A 24418-nucleotide genomic window follows, 5' to 3' on the forward strand; every position below is an offset into this window, starting at 1 on the left:
CGACGCTGGCGAGTCATCAAAAACGGTAGACTTCCACTTCTCGCGCCGGCTCAACCACAGGAATGCTGTTGCTTTCAGTTTTGCTCTTGGGTTGCTGCGTTGCCGCTGGCGCTGCAGGCTTAGAGGTCGAAGTCTTCACCACTGGAGCTGGTAACTCACCGGCTAAGGCCTGCACCAACTGCACAGATAATCGACCAATTAATTCACTTTGCGCCCGCACTTGATCACTTAGAGTGCCATCGTGCTCCTCTTTAAAGTGCACCACACGACTATTGCGCAACACGCCTTTACCGTCTAATAAGCGCCACTGTGCTTCCAGTACCGCCGGCTGCTCCACCCCAGAGTCTAAACGGCTGATATTCAATATCACCTGCGCCTGAGCTTGCATACCAATGCGGTCGGGATACAGGGAAATACGACTTGTACCTAACTCGGCAGAGATTTGCCGCAATAATAACTGGCCAACATCATCTTGCATATTGCCGGCCCAGAGCCCCTCCTGACTCAACACTAAACTGCCATCGGCTTCACGCTGCATAATGCTTTCACGCTGCAGGTAATCAGCGACCTTTAGCGGCCCCAGCAACACAGTGGTGTTATTGGTTCGGCTGCCAGTCTCAGGCAGTGTTTGCTGCAACTGGTAAAATTGCGCAGGCGGGGCAATACTACAGCCGACCGTACCTAACGCTAAAGCTCCCAGCATGGCCATACTCAATGGCAAGCGCATTAAATGTTTCATATGATCACCGTTTCTTGCCAAATATAATGGATTGCGGATTCTGCTCTATACTTTCTGCCGTACGCTGCAGTGCTTTACTGGCCTGACCTAAATCCTGTAATGACTGCAATAGCTCATACTGCAACTCTGACTCTGGCCCTAAACTACGGCGCCCATCACTGACCAAACCATCCATTTGCTCTAATGCACCCCGCGCACTTTGTGCTGCTTTGCGTATATCAACCAAGGCTTCTTTAAGCTCGGTACTACCGCTGTGCACATTATCCAACATTTCTGGTAAATGCTGCCGTAATTGACCGCTAATCTTTTCAAAATTGGCTAACGACACACTGATACTGTCGAGGCTGGCTTGGGTTGCAGGTGCCGACACTATTTTCTCAAAGGCAAGCAAGGTTTTATTCGCCGTTTCGAGAGTTTCTTTCAACGGTATTTCTTTCAGGCCATCAACCAAGTCACGCAACACATCAGCAACTTGATCGATGCGCGATGGTACCGTTGGAATCGTTGGCAAGTCGCTCGCATGGGGCTCGCGCACATAACCTTTTTGACTGGGGAAAAAGTCCAGTGCAACAATAGCCTTACCTGTCAACAAGCTGGGAGTTTGTAGTTGCGCGCGCAAACCCCGCTCAACCAAACGCTCAATCGAGCGATCAAAACCACGCTCATCACCTTTAGCACGGGCACTTTCCGCATTAATACGCACGGTAACTGGCATCACCACGTCATTTAAATTGCGGTCATACGATAAATGTATGTGTTGCACAGTGCCGACTTTAACCCCCCGGTAGGTGACATCAGCACCCACATCAAGACCATCTAAAGCACCGGTAAAATACACCACATACTCCACCGGTCGCGTCAGGAGACTGTCACGGCTGAGGATTAAAATAGCAGCGGCTAATAGCACCACGCCACCCAACAAAAAAGCGCCAATAAAAAACGGCTTACGCGACTCAGTCATTTTGTCACCTCATGTGTTACAGCGTCACCGCGCCGTAAGAAACGCTGCACGACTTCAGGGCCTGACTCCAGCAACTGCGCTACTGGCCCTAAAGCAATTTGTGTATGGGTCTGATTATCTAAAAACAGACAGGTATCAGCCACTGCATAAATACTGGGTAATTCATGTGTTACCAGAATAATAGTGGCACATAAGCTATCGCGCAGCTGCAAAATCAGCTCATCCAAAGCCAAGGAGCTCAGTGGATCCAAGCCGGCTGAAGGCTCATCAAAAAACAGCACCTCCGGATCCAAAGCCAAGGCCCGTGCCAGAGCAGCGCGTTTCCGCATACCACCCGAGAGCTCAGACGGGTACAACTCATCACAACCGGATAAACCGACTAAGGCTAACTTAATCGCAGCCAGCTCATCTAAGTCGGCTTTATTGAGCTCAGGACGCCAAGTACTTAAAGGCAGGCAAATATTGTCTCTTAGGGTCATACCGCCCCACAGCGCACCGTTCTGATAAAGCACGCCAAAATGCTGCTGCAAGTTTGCTCTTTCGTCAGCATCGCGCAGCCAAAAGTCCTCCCCCTTAAACAGTACTCGGCCCGCTAACGGTGCTTGCAGGCCAATTAAGTGACGCAGCAAAGTACTTTTACCGCAGCCACTGCCGCCCATAATGACAAAGACTTCGCCCTTTTTAATACTGAAGTTCAAACTATGCTGAATGACTAAAGAGCCATAGCCAGCATTGAGGTTGTCTGCAACTAAGATTGCGTCATCCATGCTTAAATCCCCAACTGTGTGCAGATCAGGGTAATCGCCGCGTCACTGATGACCAGCGCCACGATAATACTCACCACTGCATTGGTGGTTGCCTGTCCGACCGCTTGCGCATTGCGGCCACACGATAAGCCGTAATAACAGCCAATCAAACCAATCAAAATAGCAAAGACAACACTTTTAAAAATACCTATTAAAAAATCAGTCAGGCTCAGCATTTCCAGACTTTGATTAATGTATTGCGCTGCAGAAATATCAAACAACCCAGAGCCAATCACAAAACCACCGAAGATACCTAAGGCATCCGCGAATACAGTTAAGATTGGCATACTCACTAACAGCGCCAGCAAACGCGGCACAACTAAAAACTCGAGCGGTGGAAAGCCAAAGGTTTTTAAGGCATCAATTTCCTCATTGGCCTGCATACTCCCTAGCTCCGCGGCATAAGCCGCACCAGTGCGTCCGGCCATAATCACTGCGGTCATTAAAGCGCCCATTTCTCGGGTCATACCAATGGCAACCATATTGGCAATATAAAGCTGTGCACCAAAGGCTTCCAACTGCGCAGCACCCACAAAGGCTAAAATCAAACCAATCAAGCTGGCAATCAAGGCCACAATAGGCAGAGCACCGGGACCGCACTGCTGCAGCGCCATCCAAAAATCAACACTACGCACCCGTGCTTTACCCGCCAGCAAGCGCCCCATGGCCTGCACTACTTCCCCAACGAAAACGCAGGTATTAGTCACCGCCTCGGCAGTGCGCAGGCCACCCAAACCAACCCGTGAAACCCAACCATAGTGCGGTGTTGGTGCTTCTTTAGCTTGAGTAGAAGGGCTGGCGGCCATTTCCAAAAGACGCGCCACACCGTCGGGTAATCCCTGTAAATCCAGTGTCACTTTTTGCTCAGCGGCCAACCGCTGCAAGCGCCGTAATAACGCCAGCAAACTGCTATCCCAAGCGGCAACATCAACTTGAACAGCCAACTGCTCAGGCAAACGACCGCCTTGTTGCCAAACAGCATTAAGTTCAGGTTTGGGCTGATCTAACGTCCAACTGCCGGTCACTTGCAAGATGCTTGCGCTACCACTGTGATCCCAGGCCAACGATGGGGCTTTGTTCATCTGCTTATCCTTTAACAACGCCTGAAGCGCGGTCGCTGAGCACTAAATCTCGCACGTATCAGCCATACTTTAAAGCTCAACGTGTAAGGCGTCCACTCGTTGAAAACCTCGTGGCAATTTATTCCCACGCCGTCCACGCTCGCCCTGATAGTGTTCAAGATCAGTGAACTTAAGCGATAAAGTACGCTTACCGGCGACTAAAACCAAGGTGGCTTGCGGTGCCAGAACGGCAAAACCCACCACCCACTCCTCGCGCTTAGCTGCTCGATCCGTTGGAATCCCAATCAGCTTGTTGCCTTTACCACGGCTTAATTGTGGTAAGTCAGCCACCTTAAAGACCAGCAAGCGGCCCTCATTGGTTACCACAGCCAGCCAGTCTTCAGCAAAATCATTGACCACTTGCGGCGGTAACACACGAGCAGCCTTAGGCAAGGTAATCAGGGCCTTGCCGGCTTTGTTTTTGCTTTGCATATCGGCACCGGTTACGACAAAACCGTAACCCGCATCGGATACCATCACCATTTGCTGCTCATCGCTGGGCATCAACACACACTCAAAAGTTGCGCCAGCCGGTGGGCTTAAACGCCCCGATAAAGGCTCGCCATGCCCCCGCGCTGCCGGCAAGGTGTGCGCTGGCAGTGAGTAGCTACGCCCAGCACTGTCAATAAACACCACAAACTGATTAGAGCGTCCTTGCACCGCCTGCTTAAAGCCATCACCGGCCTTATACGATAAGCCCGTCGGATCAAGCTCATGCCCACGACCGCTGCGCACCCAGCCCTGTTCTGACATCACCACAGTGACCGGCTCCGCAGGAACCAAATCGGTTTCTGCTAACGCCCGTGCTTCACCACGCTCAACCAGCGGCGAACGGCGCTCATCGCCGTAGGTTTTAGCGTCGGCCAGTAACTCTTTACGCACTAAGCGCTTAAGCTTCGCCTCACTGCCCAGCAGCGCCTGCAGTTCTGCTTGCTCCTTGGCCAGCTCATCTTGCTCACCACGGATTTTCATCTCTTCTAAACGTGCCAACTGTCGTAAGCGCGTATCTAGGATGTAATCTGCTTGGGTGTCACTGATGCCAAAGCGCTCCATCAATACCGCTTTGGGGTGCTCTTCGTTACGGATAATCTCAATCACTTCATCCAGATTAAGAAAAGCAATCAGCAAGCCTTCTAATAAATGCAGGCGCTTTTCTACGCGATCAAGGCGAAACTGCAAACGCTTGCGTATGGTATCCACCCGAAACACCAGCCACTCCATCAACATGCTGCGCAAGTCTTTAACCTGCGGGCGGCCATCTAAACCAATTACGTTGGTATTGACCCGATAGCTGGACTCCAAATCAGTGGTGGCAAACAAGTGCTGCATCAACTCCGTAGTGGAAACACGGTTTGAGCGAGGAATAATAACAATACGGCACGGGTTTTCATGGTCAGACTCATCGCGCAAGTCCGCTACCATGGGCAGTTTCTTTGCCTGCATTTGTGCAGCGATTTGCTCAATGACTTTAGCGCCGGACACTTGGTGCGGTAGCGCGGTAATCACCACATCACCGTCATCCACATGATAAATGGCACGCATGCGCAGCGAGCCACGGCCACTTTGATAAATTTTCAAAATGTCGGCACGCGGGGTAATAATTTCCGCATCGGTTGGATAGTCTGGCCCCTGAATATGCTCACATACGTCTTCTAAAGTGGACTTGGGCTTATCCAACAACAGCACACAGGCGGCAGCCACTTCACGCAAGTTATGTGGCGGTACATCAGTGGCCATGCCCACGGCAATCCCAGTGGTGCCGTTCAATAATAAGTTTGGCAGGCGCGCGGGAAGCACTGCCGGCTCATTCATGGTGCCGTCAAAGTTGGGAATCCAATCCACAGTACCTTGCCCCAACTCAGTCAGCAGCACTTCTGAATAACGGGCTAAGCGCGCTTCGGTATAACGCATCGCAGCAAAAGACTTTGGGTCATCGGGTGCACCCCAGTTACCTTGCCCATCCACCAAGGGATAGCGGTAACTGAACGGCTGCGCCATCAGCACCATCGCCTCATAACAGGCGATATCACCGTGCGGGTGATACTTACCCAGCACATCACCCACAGTTCGCGCAGATTTTTTATGCTTGGAGTCGGCATCTAAGTTCAGCTCGCTCATGGCATAAACAATGCGGCGTTGCACCGGCTTTAAGCCATCACCAATATGCGGCAAAGCTCGGTCCATAATCACGTACATGGAGTAGTTTAAGTACGCTTGCTCAGTAAACTCGGCCATTGAGCGGCGCTCAACACCCTCAAGGCTTAAATCATAGGATTGCGTCATGCCCAGCCTCTATCGAATAGGTTTGCGGTAACAACAGTTTCAATGTGCTCAACGTCCTGCATCAGACTTGCACCTCGGCCAGATCGCCCTTACTTTCCAGCCAGTTTTTACGATCGCTGGCGCGTTTTTTGGCCAAGAGCATATCCATCAGTTCTTGGGTGCCACTGTAGTCGTCGAGGGTCAGCTGCACTAAACGGCGAGTATTGGGATCCATAGTGGTTTCACGCAGTTGCGGCGGATTCATTTCACCCAAACCTTTAAAGCGTGTCACCTGTGGTTTACCACGTTTTTTCTCAGTTTGAATACGCGCAAGGATACTTTCCAACTCATCTTCATCGAGGGCGTAATGCACTTCTTTACCGATATCCACCCGAAACAGCGGCGGCATCGCCACATAAATATGCCCCGCTTCCACCAAGGGTCTAAAGTGGCGCATAAAGAGTGCACATAACAAGGTGGCAATGTGCAAACCATCGGAGTCGGCATCGGCTAAGATACAAATCTTACCGTAGCGTAACTGACTGATATCCTCAGAGCCTGGATCAACCCCCATGGCCACGGCAATATCGTGCACCTCTTGCGAGCCAAGCACGACACTGCCATCCACTTCCCAAGTGTTGAGGATTTTACCGCGCAGCGGCATGATGGCTTGAAACTCTTTATCGCGCGCCTGTTTGGCACTGCCGCCAGCTGAGTCCCCTTCCACTAAAAATAATTCACCACGCATGGGATCTTGGCCGGCACAATCGGCTAATTTACCCGGCAACGCAGGGCCTTGCGTAATGCGCTTGCGCTCAACTCGACGCCCAGCCTTCAAACGACGACCGGCATGACTAATAGCCATTTCCGCCAGCTGCAAACCCAATTCAGAGTTGGCATTGAGCCACAAACTAAAGGCATCTTTGACGACGCCAGCAACAAACCCAGCAGCGGTACGCGAGGATAAGCGCTCTTTGGTTTGTCCTGAGAACTGCGGCTCTTGCATCTTCATCGATAAGACAAAGCTGATGCGCTCCCAAATATCATCCGGTGCCAGTTTCACCCCGCGCGGGAGCAGATTGCGGAACTCACAAAACTCGCGCAAGGCATCCAGCAAACCTTGGCGAAAACCATTGACGTGAGTACCGCCCTGAGCAGTGGGAATCAAGTTGACATAGCTTTCCTGCACCAGCTCGCCGCCTTCTGGCAGCCAAAGTACCGCCCAATCCACCCGCTCAGTTTCGGCAGCAAACTGCCCACAAAAAGGCTCTTCTGGCAGGCTGATATACTCAGACACTGCATCGGTTAAGTAGGAGCGCAAACCGTCTTCATAAAACCAGGTAATCAGCTCTTTGCTGTTTTTATCTTCAAACTTAACCGTTAAGCCTGGGCACAGCACTGCCTTAGCTTTTAAAATATGCTTTAAACGGCTAACCGAAAACTTGCCCGTATCAAAATACTGCGGATCAGGCCAAAAACGAATACTGGTGCCGGTATTGCGCTGCCCGACGCTGCCAATCACCTCAAGATCAGTGGCTTTAAAACCATCACGAAAGGTCATTTGATGTTCTTCACCACCACGGCGCACTCGCACTTCGAGCAAAGTCGAAAGCGCGTTCACCACCGAGATACCCACCCCGTGCAAACCACCGGAGAACTCGTAGTTCTTACTGGAAAACTTTCCGCCCGCATGTAAGCGAGTAAAGATCAATTCAACCCCAGGAATGCCTTCTTCTGGGTGAATATCCACCGGCATGCCGCGGCCATCATCAATCACTTCAAGGGATTGATCGGTATGCAAAATCACTTGCACATTGCGCGCATGCCCCGCCAAGGCCTCATCGACACTGTTATCAATGACTTCTTGGGCAAGGTGGTTGGGACGAGTTGTATCGGTGTACATGCCGGGGCGCTTACGCACCGGATCTAACCCAGATAGAACCTCAATGGCATCAGCGGTATAGGTCGAATTAGTCATGGGTAATGTCGTTACTCAAAAGCAGAAAGATCGAGTGATTGCAGAGCTGAGGGTGTAAGTCCTACAAAAGCAAAGAGCGCCGGAAGGTGCTCAGAAAAACGCTGAAAACCATGATCACCGCCCTCTTCGATATGCACAGAGCAGCCAGCATAGTACTGTTCAGCCAAACAGTAGTCTAACGTTTCATCGCCAGTTTGCAACCATACGCAAAAGCGCTGCGCATCCCGTGGTGGTGGAACTTCCAGAGCCGCCAGTGCTTGCAAATGTGAGTCAGTAAGGAGCCAGCGCTCACCGCTATAGAGGTTCTCTTGTTCCGCTACAAACTCATCAAACAACCGATGCGGGCGCACAGCTGGGTTAATCAGCAAAGCTTGTAAACCATAGCGCTCGGCCAGATAGGTGGCGTAATAACCGCCCAATGAGCTGCCCACTAACACAGGTCGCTCCAGTTGTTCGATAGCCACTTGCAACTGGGCAATGGCTTGCTGAGGGTGATGATGCAGCTCAGGAATCAACAACTGCTCTGCTGGCAAACCAAGCTGCGACCATGCTTTACGCACTTGCTGTGCTTTAAAAGAGGCTGGGGAGCTATTAAAACCATGAATATAGACAACGCTTACACTGTTCGACATACACAACTTCACACTTAAAGGCAGTCACTTAGAATACCACTGCCGGTGGAGTCATGCGTAGGCCGATACCCGCAAACACAACCAGCGAGGTATTTAGCAGCAGCGTTAGTAGCCTTTAATACTGTAATCGATTTCAAAATCAATGTTAGCGACCCGCGACACAGCAGTTTGCAACTGCCCGTCATCATACAAGCGCAGCCAGCGATAACCCGGGGCCTTATTGTCCACAGCAAAGTCTTGACTGCCGGGAGTAAACTGCACACAGGTAGAGGGGGCGGCCAACCAACGAATACCATGCTCTTGCTGATCAAACTCTTGGTGCACATGGCCCCAAATCACCGCTTTAACATTATTGTACTGCTGGATAATCGACAGCATCTGAGCAGCATTGTGCAAGCCAATTTTATCCATCCACTTGCTGTGAATGGGCACCGGATGGTGGTGCAAGCCAATCAGTACATGCCGATCACCTGCACTGCGCAGCGCCTGGGCTAAAATATCCAGCTGATCTTGAGCCAGCTCACCATGCACTTTATTAACCACTGAGGAATCCAGCAAGACAATACGCCAAGCACCAACATCGTAAACGGACTCCAGCCAATCCGTTTGCGCGCACACCTGTTGTAAAGCCAGACGCTCATCATGGTTGCCAGCAAACCAGCGCATGGGCACGCCTAAAGCATTGACCATCTTGGCAAAACGTTGGTATGAACTCTGTGAGCCATCTTGCGAAATATCACCTGTGCAGAGCAATACATCCACTTGCTCCTGCTCGGCTTCCACCAGCGCAATAACCTGCCGCAAACTATCGTGGGTATCCATGCCCAGTAAACGTCCATCCAAAGCAGCAAATAGATGGCTGTCGGATAACTGTACAACACTGGTGTAGGGCACTGTTTTCAAGGGCTGCATCAACAATACCCCTCTCTACTGAATTCTTCAGGGCCAATTATGCGTACCAATCCCATAGAGAGCAAACACAACAAAGACGATTAGTTCACATTCAGCAAACATTGCAACTTATACAAAGCTCAAAAATAGTGCTTATACTGCAAGCGAACTGCAAATATGTGGAGACGTAATTATGAGCCGTCCAAGAAAGCTTGAGCACCCTCTTTTTCAGTTATTAGTCGATGAAAAAATTGAAGATTTTAATCGACAAAAAGCCAGTTTCTTAACCTCCGGCAGCATCAACTTGCAAGGTGCTGATTTGCGCAGCTTAAATCTACGCGGTCTGGATGCGGCCGGCTTGGATTTGCGCGATGCATATTTACGCAGTTGCGATTTACGCGGCATTGATTTTCGCGAAGCCTTACTGGAAGGTGCCAGCATGAACCGCGCGAAAGTTTCCGGTTGTTATTTTGCCAGTAATGTCAGTGCGCAAGAGATTGTCATGTCACTCACCGCCGGTACCCGCATCCGCTGCACCACAGCCTAAAATCAAACAATTTCTGGCTGTTTACTGCACCAGCTCACAATCTGCTAAGATACTATTTTACTTAAATTGCGATCCGTACTAACGTTCTCCACTCTTCGTTTATTGTTGCTAGGTTCAGGGGTTTTAACTTATGTATTTACTGGGTGAGCAGCCTGCATATGCCGATAAGCTGATCAATCGTTTGCAAGCCATTCCGCGTCAATTGCTGGATGATTTAGTACCTTGCGATGCGCCTTTTGAAGTCAAGCAGTGCGACGACTTATCGAACGCCTTACCTAGCAATCAGCTTTTTATCATTGATAGCGGCTTGGTGCATGCTCACGTCGAAAGCCACCCCTTTTTCTACCTACAAGAAGGTGACCTACTGGGTTTACGCCAAGGTCTCGATCTACCTGAGTGCCGTTATTCCAGCGAAGAAACCATTCGACTCATCCCCTACGCTCGTCGCGACGTGTTTCAGCACATCGCCAGCGTTCATGAGCGTCAAGAACTTTTCACTCTGTATTTGCTGGGTCATTCAGCCTTAGCGGCCGATGCTTTAGCCCGCTTAAAACAACCAGAAATCCGCCCATCCACAGGTTTCCAAAGTTTTGCTGCAGGTGAAGAGCTTATTCACCAAGGCGACATTGCTGAACATGTCTTTATCATTATTGAAGGCCATGCTGAAGCTTGGGTGAATGGTGAAAAAGTCGGTGATGTGGAAAAAGATGAGATTTTTGGTGCCATGGCTGTTTTTACTGAAGAGCGCCGCAACGCTACAGTGATTGCCAGCGAGCCTTGCACAGTAATGGTGATCCCTAAAGACCAATTTCTCAGCCTTATGCACAGTAACCCGCGCATTGCCCACAGCTTAATCGAGAGCATGGCACGGCGCATTGACTTAATGAACCAAGAAATAACCAGTCTGCGCTGCAAGCTCAAAGCTGAACCCTGCACGGACTAGAACCCAGCAGCAGCTCGACTGCGTAACGTACCCAGCCCATTTACTCTTGCGGGGTCACCTGCAAAACCCGCAAAGAGCCTGCTTTTTCCAGTGTAGACTGCTATTATTCGCATTTTTCGCAGGCAGTTAAACCATGCTGGAAAGACTCTTTCAGTTACAAGCCAACAACACCTCTTTTCGTACCGAAGTGCTGGCGGGTATCACCACCTTCCTCACCATGGCTTATATTCTCTTCGTCAATCCCAATATGCTGGCGGAAATTGGCATGGATCACGGCGCAGTATTTGTCGCAACCTGCTTAGCCGGCGCCATTGGTTCAGCCATTATGGGCATGGTGGCCAACTACCCTATTGCCCTTGCCCCAGGCATGGGACTTAACGCCTTCTTTACCTACACCGTCGTCGGCACCATGGGCTACTCTTGGGAGGTGGCGCTCGGTGCCGTGTTTATTTCGGGCTTCTTGTTTTTCGCGATGTCGATTTTTAAGATTCGCGAGTGGATTATTAACAGTATTCCGATGCCGCTGCGCTCAGCCATTAGCGCCGGTATTGGTTTGTTTTTAGCACTGATTGCGCTCAAAAATGCCGGCATTGTCATTGGTAACCCCGACACCTTAGTGACCTTGGGTGACCTCACCCAGCCTGGGCCAATCTTGGCGACCATCGGCTTTATGCTGATTGTGGCACTGGCTTACCGCCAAATCACCGGTGCGGTCATGATCGGGATTTTACTCATCACCGGGTTTTCCATTGTTATGGGCTTTTCAGCTCTCAATGGCGTAGTCAGCATGCCGCCGAGCATGATGCCAACTTTATTAAAGCTGGATATTGTCGGTGCGCTGGATGTGGGCTTGGTCAGTGTTATTTTTGCCTTTTTATTCGTTGATTTATTCGATACCTCTGGCACGCTGATTGGTGTCGCACAGCGCGCCAACCTGATGGATAAAGACGGCAAAATGCCGCGCTTGGGCCGTGCTTTATTGGCCGATAGTACCTCAACCATGGCCGGCGCTTGCATGGGTACATCCACCACTACAAGTTTTGTTGAGTCGGCGGCGGGGATTGCGGCCGGTGGCCGTACTGGGCTTACCGCTTGTACAGTTGCCGTGTTGTTTTTACTGAGCTTATTTTTTGCCCCCTTAGCTTCTGCAGTACCGGCTTACGCCACTGCCCCTGCGTTATTTTTTGTTGCTGTCTTAATGACCAGCGGTTTAGCCAAAATCGACTGGGATGACCTGACCGTAGCAGCTCCAGTAGTGGTTGCTGCGCTAGCCATGCCGCTCACGTTCTCGATTGCCAATGGTATTGCCTTTGGCTTTATCAGCTGGACAGCAATTAAGCTGCTCAGTGGCCGCTGGAAAGACCTCAACAGCGCCATGTGGATTTTATCTATTTTGTTCATTATTAAACTGGGTTTCTTTGCCTGATGCCAAACTCCGATTACTCCCCCGCGGCTTATTTAGAGCAGCTGCATGCCAAGCAAGCCCGCTTAGAAAGCCTCTTGCACGAGTTTAATGCGCCAGCACCACAGGTATTTGCCTCTGCTGAGCAAAACTTTCGCCTGCGTGCTGAGTTTCGTCTCTGGCGTGAAGAGGGTCAGCGTCACTATGCGATGATGACGCCGGGTGATAAGCGTACGCCTATTTTGATTGAGCGCTTCCCGATTGCCAGCACTCTGATTAATCAGCTCATGCCCCGCCTCAAAGAGGCTTGGAGCACGAGCACTGCGCTTTCTGAACGTCTCTTTCAGGTGGAGTTTTTAACCACCTTATCCGGTGAGGCGCTGATTACTCTGTGTTACCACCGACCGTTGGATGAGGCCTGGCATGCGGCGGCAACTGCGCTAGCTCAAGACTTAAACGTCAGTATTATTGGCCGTTCGCGCGGTAAGCGTACAGTGATTGGTCGCGATTACGTGGTTGAAAAACTCGAAGTGGCCGGCCGTGTATTTACTTACCGTCAACCGGAAGGGGCTTTTACCCAGCCCAACGGTGCGGTAAATACTCATATGCTGAACTGGGCCTATGAGGCGCTAGGTGCGCAAACCGATGATTTGCTGGAGCTGTATTGTGGCAACGGTAATTTTACGTTGCCGCTGTCCACTCGTGTGCGTAAGGTACTGGCCACTGAGATCAGCAAAAGCTCGGTCAATGCGGCGCTGGCTAATTTGGCTGACAATCAGATTGAAAATATTGAGTTGGTGCGCCTCTCTGCTGAGGAACTGACGCAAGCGTTAAACAAAGTGCGCGAATTTCGGCGTTTAGCTAATATTGATTTGGACAGTTATCAGTTTGGTACGGTGTTTGTTGATCCGCCACGGGCGGGCATGGACCCTGATACGTGTGAGCTGGTGCGGCGTTTCCCGCGGATTTTGTATATTTCCTGTAACCCAGACACTTTAGCGGAAAATATTCGCCAGCTGAGTGATACGCACAAGATCACTAAAACTGCGCTCTTTGATCAGTTTCCCTGGACTGATCATATGGAAAGTGGAGTGTTGTTGGAGCGCAAATAGCTCGGACAACAGCAGCCAAGTAAGCCCCTTGGTCGTTGCCCGCAGCACTCAATTAGTAAACACAGACTCGCTCAACTCGTATAGATTGGCCATACCTGTGATAGCGGATATTTAAAAGCAGAGCATTATAAGCATAGTGTGATGCGTCTGCCGCTATTGCGGCTCTTCCCTCAACGAGCTCATCCTGAGCTCAATTCGGGCGCTGCGCCATCCATGGCTGCGCTTGACGCCGCAACAGCGGCAGACGCAAGCAACCTTTTGCAGTGTCTGCTCGTTCGCAATAGCTCGTCTGATCCAGTCTGAACCAACCGTCATCAACCAAAGTCAACCGGAGACAATCCGTTGCTATTCGTTGAGTTTTAGTGGGCTCTGAACGACTTTTGAGTGGTTTAGATTTGACTGGATGCAGATGGCGTTTGTCGAGACGCTCGATTGAGCTTACCGCTGTTTTTTCACTATGCGCAGCGGCAGCACCTGTGCTCTGCAACCTGGGTGCTGCCTGTTGCTCAGTAAACCCTTACAGATTAGGTGTCCAGGTGACGCCTAGCAGCACGGTGAAGCGGTCTTCGCGGTAGCCGTAAGCGTCTCCTTCATAATTGTATAAAGCGCGGGTGTAATCCTTATCAAAAATATTGGCTAGACGTAAATCAACTCCCAGATCATGAGTGGCTTGCCAGCTGCCGCGTAGGTCTAAAGTGCCGAAGCCAGCGATTTTTTTGCGCTCAGTCTCCCAAGTTATTGAGTTTGATACGGCATCAATGCTGTCGCTAGCAAGCATCCACGTACCACCAACAGCAAAAGCACCCAACTGCTTATCTAAGTCATAGCTTAAAGTGCGCTTAGCCACGCGCTGCAACTGACGCCCACTTTCACTATCACGCGGATCAATAAAGCTGATATTCAGCGCCCCATCAGCGCCATAAAGCTCATGCTGCAAGGATACTTCAAGGCCATTAATACGAGCCTTGTTAATGTTTTCTGGTGGGAATCCCGCAATAGCGTTACGAATATTAGTTCGATACAAAGACGCTTCTAAAGCAACCGTATCTGCCAGCTGGCTACGCCACTGCAATTCATAGCTTTTTGATTTTTCAGCCTTTAAGTTAGGATTAGACTGCTTCATACAGCCAACAGGTGAACAGTAATCTGGATAATATAAATCCATTAAACCAGGGGCTCTGAAACCTTCAGAGTACGATAGGATAAATTCATTAGTTTGCCCCACTGGAATACTCAACGCAGCGTTCCAAGTGTTTTCACTACCAAATTGTTGGTTTTTATCGTGACGCAAACCAAGCTCAGTACCAAATAGATCGCCACTGTAGTTATGCTGAATAAAAGCTGCTTTATTCCAGCGGCTATCTTTTGTGTACTTGTCTTCAACTGTTCTTGCGTCTGTGCGTACTTTGTCTTTTAAATAGTCTGCGCCAGCACGTAACGTGTGCTCATCATTCAGCTGGAAGGTATTCAACCAAGCCGCCGAATCACGATAACTATTAATATCATAAGCACTAAACGGGCTATCTAACTTATCTCTACCTTTCAGTTTGTCTTCGCTATAACCCAGCTCTAAGCGGCTCAGCCACTGCTCAGTCGCTTGCAACTCAACAAATGTAGATACAACGCTAGCAGTAAAGTCAGTGTAGGGTTTCTGCATAAACGTATTATCGTATTCAGTCTTTCCACGCTGATCTAAAACATTCACCCCTGCACGTAACTGCTCATTAAAGGCATGGGACAAACTAAAACTGAGAGCTTTATTACGGTAAGTATCATCATCACTGCTTAAGCTATCGCCTTTAGTCGTGCGGTCAAAACCTGCCATTTCATCGAGGCTCGCACTCAAGTTAAAGCGCGTATTTTGATCACCGCCTGAGACCCCTGCACTGCGCTCCCAGACCCCTTTATTGCCCACAGCAAGTCGTGCGCGACCATGCAAACCTTCGCCAGCACTACGGCGAGTAAAGATCTGAATTACCCCGCCAATGGCGTCTGAACCATACATCGCGGAGTGTGGCCCACGTAAAACCTCAACCCGCTCGATTTGTTCAAGATTCAAATGCTCTAACGCACCATTAGCGCCGCCCGTACTAACCGAACCAACACGCACGCCATCAATCAACACCAAGGTTTGTGCTGTTTTCGTACCGCGAACAAACACACCAGTAGTACTACCGCGCCCACCTGATTGTACGATCTGCACACCTGGTACTCGGTTTAATAAGTCCGGCACATTCACAGGTTGTAAGCGGTCAATATCAGCGCGGGTAAATACGGTCACCGCCGCCATTGTATCTGTGCGCTCTTCGGCGGCACGGTTGGCGGTAATAACTGTGTTAGAAAGTTTTAAAGCATCTTCAGAGCTGTCGGCAACTGCGTATAGCGTTGATGCAGGCAATAGCGCTACAGCAAGCGCAAGGCGGGATAATTTCATTGAATTTGAATCCTCAAAAATAAAGCTAATTTTTTGAGGAGGGCAGAAACAAGCGCACAAAAAGAGCACGGCACTTGACGGTGCCGCCCTCCGCAACACCCGTCGAAATCCGTAAGGCAGGTCTACGGGCTAACGAATGCACTTGCTCACCTTCCCAGCTTGGCAGCCAGTGGTTATTAAACAAGCGTGCGTCTACAACGCATCGTTTACCGTTGCGGGGGCAGCGTAAGTCGGTAAATACCGCTTAACTTCCCTTTTCAGGCTGACAGTATCAGCGCACCTTACAGAATCAAAGTGCGCGCACAATAGACCTACCAGCAGCACGGGTCAAGTTTTAAGCGTTATTGCTGCGACCAGCGAAGCCTGGGATGGCGTAGCGCCAAAATTGAACCATGGGCGGGCTCATTAAGGAAAAAGCAGTGATAGCGCTGCAGACACCACAGCGAATCTAGCAAACCGGTGTTCTTCTAAGCTGGCAAGGGCTGCATTAACATTAAGCCAAACGCTGCTGCACTGCCTGCAAAATACCCGCGCTATCTAAGCCGCATTCAGCGAGCATTTGCCCTGGTTGAGCATGCTCCACATAGATATCCGGCAAACCCAATTGCAAGAGTGGTACGGCCAACTGCTCTGCAGCTAAAAACTCACCAACAGCACTGCCAGCACCGCCCATTACCGCATTTTCCTCAATGCTGACAAACAATTGATGCTCTGCAGCTAAGCGCTTAATCAATGCCTCATCGAGCGGCTTTACAAAACGCATGTCCACCACAGTGGCGTCTAACTGCTCGGCCGCTGTTAATGCTGCAGCAAGCTGTACACCAAAGACTAAAAACGCTACACCTTGCCCTTCGCGGCGCACCACGCCTTTACCCAGGGGGACAGGTTCTAAACTAGTACTGATAGGTGCATTAGGCCCAGTGCCGCGTGGGTAGCGAACAGCCGCAGGTCCCACATGCTGATAACCAGTATTGAGCAATAAGCGCAGTTCATTCTCATCGCTGGGCGTCATCACCACCATATTAGGGATGCAGCGCAGATAAGATATATCAAAGCTGCCAGCATGGGTCGGACCGTCTTCACCCACTAAACCCGCACGGTCTACAGCAAACAGCACATCCAGATCTTGCACCGCCACATCATGAATCAATTGATCATAAGCGCGCTGCAAAAATGTGGAGTAAATTGCCACCACAGGTTTAGCCCCTTCACAGGCCATTCCCGCCGCCAAAGTCACCGCATGTTGCTCAGCAATGGCCACATCAAAGTAACGCTGCGGATACTGTTCACTAAAAGCAATCATATCCGAGCCTTCTTTCATGGCTGGGGTAATGCCCAGCAAGCGCTCATCTGCAGCGGCCATATCACACAGCCACTGACCAAAGACAGCAGAGTAACGTGGCCCTGCGGGTTTGCTCGGGGCCTGTGTTGTCTTACTAATGGCGTGGTAAGCAATGGGGTCGTGCTCAGCAGGTGCAAAGCCCTTGCCCTTTTTCGTCACCACATGTAAAAACTGCGGCCCTTCTAACTCACGCATATTGCGCAAAGTGGCCAACAAGGTGGGTAAGTCATGACCATCAATTGGCCCGATATAATTCCAGCCCAACTCTTCAAACATAATGCCTGGCGCTAAAATGCCTTTAGCGTGCTCTTCAGTTTTACGGGCTATTTCCCAGGCACCGGGCAAGCGCGAGAGAATTTTCTTACTGCCTTCACGCATGGTTGAGTAGGTGCGGCTGGTGAGAATTTTTGCCAAATGATTGGATAAGCCGCCGACGTTATTAGAAATCGACATATCGTTATCGTTGAGGATAACCAACATATCAGCACCGGTTTCTGGGGCATGGTTTAAGGCTTCATAAGCCATCCCTGCAGTCATGGCGCCATCACCAATCACCGCCACAGTTTTACGCGCTGAGCCTTGTAGTTTAGCAGCCACGGCCATGCCTAATGCGGCACTGATGGACGTACTGGAATGCCCTACACCAAAGGTATCGTACGGGCTTTCACAGCGGCGCGGGAAAGCAGCTATACCATCTTTCTGGCGCAAACTGAGCATCTGTTCACGGCGCCCGGTCAATACTTTATGCGGATACGCTTGATGGCCCACATCCCATACTAAGCGGTCATCTGGGGTATCAAACACATAATGCAGAGCCACAGTTAACTCGACAACGCCTAAGCCTGCAGCAAAATGACCACCGGTCTGCCCCACGCTCCATAAGATAAACAGGCGTAACTCATCGGCCAATGTCAGTAGCTCTGCTTCAGATAGCATACGCAGCTCAGTGGGCGTTAAAGCTCGGTCTAGCAGTGGCGTAATCGGGCGTTCAGCAGGTATTTCATGAAAAGTCGTAGGCATTGAAATATCGTGTTAATTCATCAAGAGGTGGAAGTTTACCTTAAAGTGTCCAAAGTCCACAGTGCTGCAAGGTTTTATCAAAGCTTTAGTCAGCTTTGTCTGTTTTTTAGCGGCCGGTAGCGGCCTCGCTGGGCAAGTCTGCTAAAGTAACCCTAAGCTTTAAATTACCGAATACCTTCAGAACACAGCAGGCCGCAAGATGATTGCAAGCATGTTATTAAATGACACCACCCTGTTTTGGGGCTGGTTATTATACGGCCCAATTTTACTGTATGCCGCTTGGCGTGCACCTTGGGTAGAGTTATTCAGCGACAACCGCCGCCAACATTTACTCTTTGGCACTGTGTTGGTGCTCTGCATTCTCTGGCTGGTCAGGCGTGATTTCCCCAGCGGGCTCTCTTTTCACTTTATTGGCATGACCGCAGTAACTTTATTGCTGGACTGGCCACTGGCAATTTTAGCTGGTTTTATTGCCCAACTGGCCTTACTCAGCCTCGGCAAGCAAGAGTTCAACGTTTTGGGTATCAACGGGCTACTCTTAATTATTCTGCCCGTATTTATTGCACACAGCTGCGCCAAAGCCATTGAGCGTTTACAACCTGAAAACCTCTTTGTTTATATCTTTTTCTCTGGCTTTTTCCCTGCCGCGCTCACCGCTGTACTCTGCATTTTATGCAGCACCTTTTTACTCTGGAGCAATGGCATTTATCAATTTCCGCCATGGTTGGATGGTTTTTCTGGCATGGTTTTATTGGTGGCTTTTCCAGAGGCCTTTATTAATGGCATGGCCGTCACTGCATTTGTAGTGTTTAAGCCGGAATGGTTAGAAACCTTTAACTACAGCCGCTACCTGCAAGCCCCCTGGAAAGATGAACCTGACCAGTAAGCGCAGCACACCAATGAGCTGCACCCAACCAGCGCAGCTGGCGAATAAGGACGTACCTATGAAACTTTTACTAACTGGCGGTGCTGGTTTTATTGGCTCGGCAGTAATCCGCCATATTCTCGCGCACAGCCAGGATTCAATCGTCAACCTTGATAAACTTACTTATGCGGGCAATCTTGAGTCACTCACCGAGGTCAGTGACAACCCTCGCTATAGCTTTGTCCAAGCGGATATTTGTGACCCTGCGGCACTGCAGCAAATCTTTGCCAAGCATCAGCCCGATGCGGTGATGCACTTAGCTGCCGAGTCACACGTTGACCGCTCCATTGACGGCCCAGCAGAGTTTATTACAACCAATATTGTCGGCACCTATCAGCTATTAGAGGCTGCACGCTTTTATTGGCAACAACTGGATAGCCAGCGCCAACAAGCCTTTCGCTTTCATCATATTTCAACTGATGAGGTCTATGGCGACTTGCCTCACCCTAACGACAGCCAAGCAGCCGCTTCGCAGCTGTTCACCGAAACAACCGCCTACGCACCCAGCTCACCCTATAGCGCCAGTAAAGCCAGCTCTGATCATTTAGTCCGTGCTTGGCAGCGTACTTACGGCTTACCGGTACTGCTCAGCAACTGTTCAAATAACTATGGGCCTTACCAGTTCCCAGAAAAGCTGATTCCTTTGGTAATTCTAAATGCTCTAAAAGGAAAGCCTATACCGATTTACGGCAGCGGCGATCAAATTCGCGACTGGCTTTATGTAGCCGATCATGCGCATGCACTCTACACTGTACTGCGCACCGGCAAAGTTGGCGAGACCTACAATATTGGCGGCCATAATGAAAAACAAAACATTGAGGTCGTCCGCAGCATTTGCACGCTACTTGACGAGCTGGCCCCAGCTGCACAGCGCAAGCTAACGGCTGCCGACGGCTCAACATTAACCAGCTACAGCAGCCTAATCAGCCATGTTAGCGACCGCCCAGGGCATGATCGCCGCTATGCCATTGATGCCAGTAAAATTCAACATGAACTGGGCTGGGTGCCTGCCCACACCTTTGCATCAGGCTTAAGAAAAACCGTGCAATGGTATCTCGATAACCCGACCTGGTGTCAGCGGGTGCAAGACGGTAGCTACCAAGGTGAACGCCTAGGAGTACAACAATGACCGCGCACACAACCAAAGGCATCATTTTAGCCGGTGGTTCTGGCTCACGCTTACACCCCATCACCCTAGGCGTATCTAAGCAGCTCTTACCGATTTACGATAAACCGATGATTTATTACCCATTATCGGTTTTGATGCTGGCAGGCATTCGTGAGGTGTTAATTATCTCTACGCCAGATGATGTGCCTAACTTTAAAAAACTTCTTGGGGATGGCAGTCAATTTGGTCTTGAGCTGAGCTACGCCGAGCAGCCAACACCCGATGGCTTGGCGCAAGCTTTTATTATCGGTGCAGATTTTATTGGTAAAAATAATGTTTGTTTAATTTTGGGCGATAATATCTTTTACGGTTACGGCTTCAGCGGCATGCTGCAACAAGCGGTACAGAAACGTAGCGGCGCAACAATATTTGCTTATCACGTCACTGACCCTGAGCGTTTTGGTGTTGTTGAGTTTTCTGCAAGTGGCCAAGCTCTAGCCATTGAAGAAAAACCTGCACACGCTAAATCCAACTATGCCGTCACCGGGCTCTACTTTTACGATAACGACGTACTGGAAATAGCCAAGCAAGTTCAGCCCTCAGCGCGCGGTGAGCTCGAAATCACTGATATCAACAACGCTTATTTAAAGCGTGGGGATTTACAAGTTGCTGTGCTTGGTCGCGGCTTCGCTTGGCTCGATACCGGCACTCATGATTCCTTGCTGGAAGCTGGCCACTATGTGAAAACCATTGAAACGCGCCAAGGCTTAAAGGTGGCGTGCTTAGAGGAAATTGCTTATCGTCAAGGCTGGCTGAGTCAACCACAACTGCACGCAGCAGGCCAAGCACTCAACAAAACAGGTTATGGCCAGTATTTACTGCGGCTAGCCAATGAAAAACAAACACTCACAATGAACCCTCGGGTGACGTAAAAATGAAAATAACCACCACAGCATTGCCCGGCGTTTTAATCATTGAGCCAAAAACCTTTAGGGATACACGGGGCTTTTTCCTTGAAACCTTTCAAAGTGAACGCTACGCCAGCGCCGGCATTGACCAACCCTTTGTCCAAGATAATCACTCGCGCTCACAACGGGGAGTGCTACGTGGCTTACACTTCCAGCGCCAACGGCCTCAAGGCAAGCTCATTAGTGTCAGTCGTGGCTCGGTATTTGATGTTGCTGTGGACATTGACCCAAAGTCTGCCACTTTCGGCCAGTATGTGGGCATTGAGCTCAATGACGACAACCATCTGCAAGTATGGATTCCAGCGGGTTATGCCCATGGCTTTTGTGTGCTCAGCGAGGTGGCTGACTTTCATTACAAATGCACCGACTTTTATGACCCCAGCGATGAGACAGGCATCATGTGGAATGACCCAGACATAAATATTGCTTGGCCGCTGCACTCGCCGCTTTTATCGGCAAAAGATCAACAACTTCCCTTGTTACGTGAACTAAAGTAAAAAACCGACATTAAGTCGGTTTTTATACTGTTGCTATCTATGCCAAGCCCCTAGCCAAGCAGGCTCGGCAGACCCTTAGCACATTACGCGTACGGGTGGCGCAGCACTATGGTTTCGTTACGATCAGGACCGGTAGAAACGATATCAATCGGTGTGCCGATCAACTCTTCGATGCGCTTAACATAGGCACGGGCATTAGCCGGTAACTGCTCAAGACTCGTAGCACCAATGGTGGATTCAGTCCAACCTGGCATTTCCTCATACACTGGCACTAAGCCGTCGTAGCTGTCTGCATCTGTTGGCGCTTCAATTTCTTCGCCAGCTGCGTTTTTATACGCGACACAGATCTTCACTGTTTCTAAACCATCTAAAACGTCCAGCTTAGTCAAGCAAATACCAGAGATGCTGTTGATTTCCGAGGTGCGACGCAGAATAACGGTATCAAACCAGCCGCAACGGCGAGCACGGCCAGTGGTGGAACCAAACTCATGGCCTTTCTCAGCCAAATACGCGCCAGTTTCGTCAAATAACTCAGTCGGGAACGGACCTGCACCTACACGGGTGGTGTACGCCTTGGTAATCCCTAAGATGTAATCTAAGTACAGTGGGCCAAAGCCAGAACCTGTGGCAGTACCACCAGCAGTAGTGCTCGAACTGGTGACATAAGGGTATGTACCGTGGTCGATATCCAGTAACGAACCCTGTGCACCTTCAAACATGATGCGTGCATTTTGCTTACGCAGGGTATGCAAACGTGCGGTAACATCGATCATTAAAGGCTTCAGCATTTCTGCGTAGCTCAGTGCTTCGTCCAAAGTGGTTTGGTAATCAACCGGCTCAACCTTGTAGAAATGCTCCAGCATAAAGTTATGCTGATCTAACACTTCACGTAGCTTCTCAGCAAAACGCTCGGCATTAAACAAATCGCCAATACGCAAACCACGGCGAGCAACTTTATCTTCGTAAGCTGGGCCAATACCGCGACCAGTGGTACCAATTTTACCTTCAATGCGCGCCGCCTCGCGGGCTTGGTCGAGGGCAACGTGGTACGGCAAAATTAAAGTACATGCCGGGCTAATGCGCAAACGCTCACGCACTGGCACGCCTTTCTCTTCCAGCTTGAGGATTTCACGCAGCAGTGCATCAGGGGCAACCACGACACCATTACCAATCAAGCACTCAACGTTTTCACGCAAAATACCCGATGGAATTAAGTGCAGAACGGTTTTTTCGCCATCAATAACTAAAGTGTGACCGGCATTGTGGCCACCTTGGAAGCGGACAACTGCAGCGGCTTGATCGGTTAATAAATCAACGATCTTACCTTTACCTTCGTCACCCCACTGAGTGCCTAAAACGACAACATTTTTACCCATAACCCTTGCCCTCTTCGCGCAAATAGGAGGTCGGTAATACCGACTAAACGTGGCCGCAAATGCGGCATAAACTTATAATGGCTGAACGTGCCAGCCTGAAGAATTCTGTACTAACTGACGATCGCACCCCGCTTGCGCAGCATCACTGTTCGCTTGTCCAGGCAAGGCTTGCACCACGCGCTGACCCTGCTCGCGTAATGCGCAAATCGCTTGCCATAAATCAGCTTGCGCACCAGCAGGTGCCCAAACCCCTTTGGCTAACACAACTTGCGGCTGCTGCCCCAAACTGACCAGGGTTTTTAAATCGGTAGAAAAGCCAGTGGCAGGACGGGCACGGCCAAATACCGCACCAATATCATCATAACGTCCACCTTGCGCAATCGACTGACCTACATCCGGCACAAATGCAGCAAACACCACACCCGTGTGGTAGTGATAACCACGCAACTCACCCAGATCGAAATAGAATGGTAAGTGCGGGTAACGCAACATTAGCGCGTCAGCAACGACAATCAGCTCATCGAGCGCAGCTAAAACATCGCTTGGCGCAGCAGCTAAAACAGTTTTCGCCGTATCCAATACGTCACGACCACCACATAAGTGGCTGAGCTCGTTGAGCATTCGCGCCAGCTCTTTAGGTAACTGCGCAGTGAGTGCAGCCACCTCATCTACAGCTTTGCGTTGCAATGCATCAAAAACTTGTGCTTCCAGCTCAGCAGAAAAACCAGCAGCGCGAGCTAGACCTCGATACACCCCCACATGGCCTAAGTCCATATGGATATCTGCTATCTGTGCCTGCTCGAGGGTGGCCAGCATTAAGCTGATCACTTCAATATCAGCCGCTGGACTGGCATCACCATACAACTCAGCTCCGAGCTGAATTGGGCTGCGCGAGCGCGATAAAGAACGCGGGCGAGCATGCACTACACTACCGGCATAGCATAAGCGTGACGGGCCTTCACGGCGCAAACTATGTGCGTCCATGCGTGCCACTTGCGGGGTAATATCTGCTCGAAAGCCCATTAAATGGCCTGACTGCGGATCAGTCACCTTAAAAGTACGTAGATCAAGCTTTTGGCCTGCGCCAGTTAATAACGACTCTAAGAACTCGATATGGGGAGTTACAACAAACTCATAACCCCAAGCTGCAAACATATCCAACACTTGTCGACGGGTTGCTTCAATCTGCGCCGCTTGCTGCGGCAGTACTTCTTCGATGCCATCTGGCAGCAGCCAGCGCTCTACCGTTGCCATTGCGCCTTTCCTCATTGTGAATACTGTTGCCTGTTGGGCATTTTTCATGGCCACAGGCGCAAAAAAGCCGGGAGTTTCCCGGCTGCCGCATGATACCACA

The 24418-nt window shown here is 50.3% G+C and carries 20 protein-coding genes and 1 riboswitch; of the genes, 8 read left to right on the plus strand and 12 right to left on the minus strand.

What is annotated here, in order from left to right; all coding sequences use genetic code 11:
• Positions 1–16: 16 nt before the first annotated feature.
• The 8 genes from O6P33_RS12695 to cpdA form a co-directional block, all read right to left on the minus strand.
• Positions 17–739, minus strand: coding sequence for a PqiC family protein (locus O6P33_RS12695; RefSeq protein WP_269818132.1), 723 nt, complete (start codon positions 737–739; stop codon positions 17–19).
• Positions 740–743: 4 nt separating this feature from the next.
• Positions 744–1700, minus strand: a complete 957-nt coding sequence (locus O6P33_RS12700) for an MlaD family protein (RefSeq protein WP_269818133.1) — start codon at positions 1698–1700, stop codon at positions 744–746.
• Positions 1697–2467, minus strand: a complete 771-nt coding sequence (locus tag O6P33_RS12705) for an ABC transporter ATP-binding protein (protein ID WP_269818134.1) — start codon at positions 2465–2467, stop codon at positions 1697–1699. Before O6P33_RS12705 ends, O6P33_RS12700 begins: the two co-directional genes overlap by 4 nt.
• A 2-nt stretch (positions 2468–2469) precedes the next feature.
• A complete protein-coding gene (locus tag O6P33_RS12710; RefSeq protein WP_269818135.1) occupies positions 2470–3588 on the minus strand; it encodes an MlaE family ABC transporter permease in 1119 nt (372 codons plus the stop codon).
• A gap of 69 nt (positions 3589–3657) precedes the next feature.
• Positions 3658–5910: a DNA topoisomerase IV subunit A gene (gene parC, locus O6P33_RS12715; protein WP_269818136.1), complete on the minus strand. Its 2253-nt coding sequence runs from the start codon at positions 5908–5910 to the stop codon at positions 3658–3660.
• Positions 5911–5971: 61 nt separating this feature from the next.
• The gene (parE, locus tag O6P33_RS12720) at positions 5972–7867 is read right to left on the minus strand and encodes a DNA topoisomerase IV subunit B (RefSeq protein WP_269818137.1); all 1896 of its coding nucleotides are present in this window, start codon (positions 7865–7867) and stop codon (positions 5972–5974) included.
• Positions 7868–7878: 11 nt separating this feature from the next.
• On the minus strand, positions 7879–8499 hold the full coding sequence (locus O6P33_RS12725) for a YqiA/YcfP family alpha/beta fold hydrolase (RefSeq protein ID WP_269818138.1): 621 nt from the start codon (positions 8497–8499) through the stop codon (positions 7879–7881).
• 105 nt (positions 8500–8604) lie between these two features.
• On the minus strand, positions 8605–9411 hold the full coding sequence (gene cpdA, locus O6P33_RS12730) for a 3',5'-cyclic-AMP phosphodiesterase (protein WP_269818139.1): 807 nt from the start codon (positions 9409–9411) through the stop codon (positions 8605–8607).
• Between the two features lie 172 nt (positions 9412–9583).
• On the opposite strand from cpdA, the gene O6P33_RS12735 reads away from it, so the two are divergent.
• From O6P33_RS12735 to trmA, 4 genes are all read left to right on the plus strand, one after another.
• Positions 9584–9937 carry a pentapeptide repeat-containing protein gene (locus tag O6P33_RS12735; RefSeq protein WP_269818140.1) on the plus strand — a complete coding sequence of 118 codons (354 nt, stop codon included), beginning with the start codon at positions 9584–9586 and terminating at the stop codon, positions 9935–9937.
• A gap of 130 nt (positions 9938–10067) precedes the next feature.
• Complete coding sequence (locus O6P33_RS12740; protein ID WP_269818141.1) at positions 10068–10880, plus strand: Crp/Fnr family transcriptional regulator; 813 nt, start codon at positions 10068–10070, stop codon at positions 10878–10880.
• A gap of 133 nt (positions 10881–11013) precedes the next feature.
• Positions 11014–12306, plus strand: a complete 1293-nt coding sequence (locus tag O6P33_RS12745; protein ID WP_269818142.1) for an NCS2 family permease — start codon at positions 11014–11016, stop codon at positions 12304–12306.
• Positions 12306–13394, plus strand: coding sequence for a tRNA (uridine(54)-C5)-methyltransferase TrmA (gene trmA, locus O6P33_RS12750; protein ID WP_269818143.1), 1089 nt, complete (start codon positions 12306–12308; stop codon positions 13392–13394). Before O6P33_RS12745 ends, trmA begins: the two co-directional genes overlap by 1 nt.
• 517 nt (positions 13395–13911) lie before the next feature.
• Here the strand turns inward: trmA and O6P33_RS12755 are convergent.
• Positions 13912–15828: a TonB-dependent receptor domain-containing protein gene (locus O6P33_RS12755; protein ID WP_269818144.1), complete on the minus strand. Its 1917-nt coding sequence runs from the start codon at positions 15826–15828 to the stop codon at positions 13912–13914.
• 97 nt (positions 15829–15925) lie between these two features.
• Positions 15926–16127, minus strand: a riboswitch (cobalamin riboswitch).
• Between the two features lie 194 nt (positions 16128–16321).
• On the minus strand, positions 16322–18190 hold the full coding sequence (gene dxs, locus O6P33_RS12760; RefSeq protein WP_269818145.1) for a 1-deoxy-D-xylulose-5-phosphate synthase: 1869 nt from the start codon (positions 18188–18190) through the stop codon (positions 16322–16324).
• A 199-nt stretch (positions 18191–18389) separates the two neighbouring features.
• On the opposite strand from dxs, the gene O6P33_RS12765 reads away from it, so the two are divergent.
• The 4 genes from O6P33_RS12765 to rfbC are packed head-to-tail and all read left to right on the plus strand — an operon-like array spanning position 18390 to position 21688.
• Entirely contained in the window at positions 18390–19076 is a 687-nt protein-coding gene (locus tag O6P33_RS12765) for an energy-coupling factor ABC transporter permease (RefSeq protein WP_269818146.1), read from the plus strand.
• 58 nt (positions 19077–19134) lie between these two features.
• Positions 19135–20244, plus strand: coding sequence for a dTDP-glucose 4,6-dehydratase (gene rfbB, locus O6P33_RS12770; protein ID WP_269818147.1), 1110 nt, complete (start codon positions 19135–19137; stop codon positions 20242–20244).
• Positions 20241–21155, plus strand: a complete 915-nt coding sequence (rfbA, locus tag O6P33_RS12775; RefSeq protein WP_269818148.1) for a glucose-1-phosphate thymidylyltransferase RfbA — start codon at positions 20241–20243, stop codon at positions 21153–21155. The genes rfbB and rfbA overlap by 4 nt, the downstream gene beginning before the upstream one ends.
• A gap of 2 nt (positions 21156–21157) precedes the next feature.
• The gene (gene rfbC / locus O6P33_RS12780) at positions 21158–21688 is read left to right on the plus strand and encodes a dTDP-4-dehydrorhamnose 3,5-epimerase (protein WP_269818149.1); all 531 of its coding nucleotides are present in this window, start codon (positions 21158–21160) and stop codon (positions 21686–21688) included.
• 83 nt (positions 21689–21771) lie between these two features.
• On the opposite strand, the gene O6P33_RS12785 is transcribed toward rfbC, so the two are convergent.
• Entirely contained in the window at positions 21772–23064 is a 1293-nt protein-coding gene (locus tag O6P33_RS12785; protein WP_269818150.1) for an adenylosuccinate synthase, read from the minus strand.
• A 72-nt stretch (positions 23065–23136) separates the two neighbouring features.
• Entirely contained in the window at positions 23137–24318 is a 1182-nt protein-coding gene (locus O6P33_RS12790) for an ATP phosphoribosyltransferase regulatory subunit (protein ID WP_269818151.1), read from the minus strand.
• Between the last annotated feature and the right edge of the window lie 100 nt (positions 24319–24418).

This window comes from Denitrificimonas caeni (assembly GCF_027498055.1).
Lineage (GTDB): Bacteria > Pseudomonadota > Gammaproteobacteria > Pseudomonadales > Pseudomonadaceae > Denitrificimonas.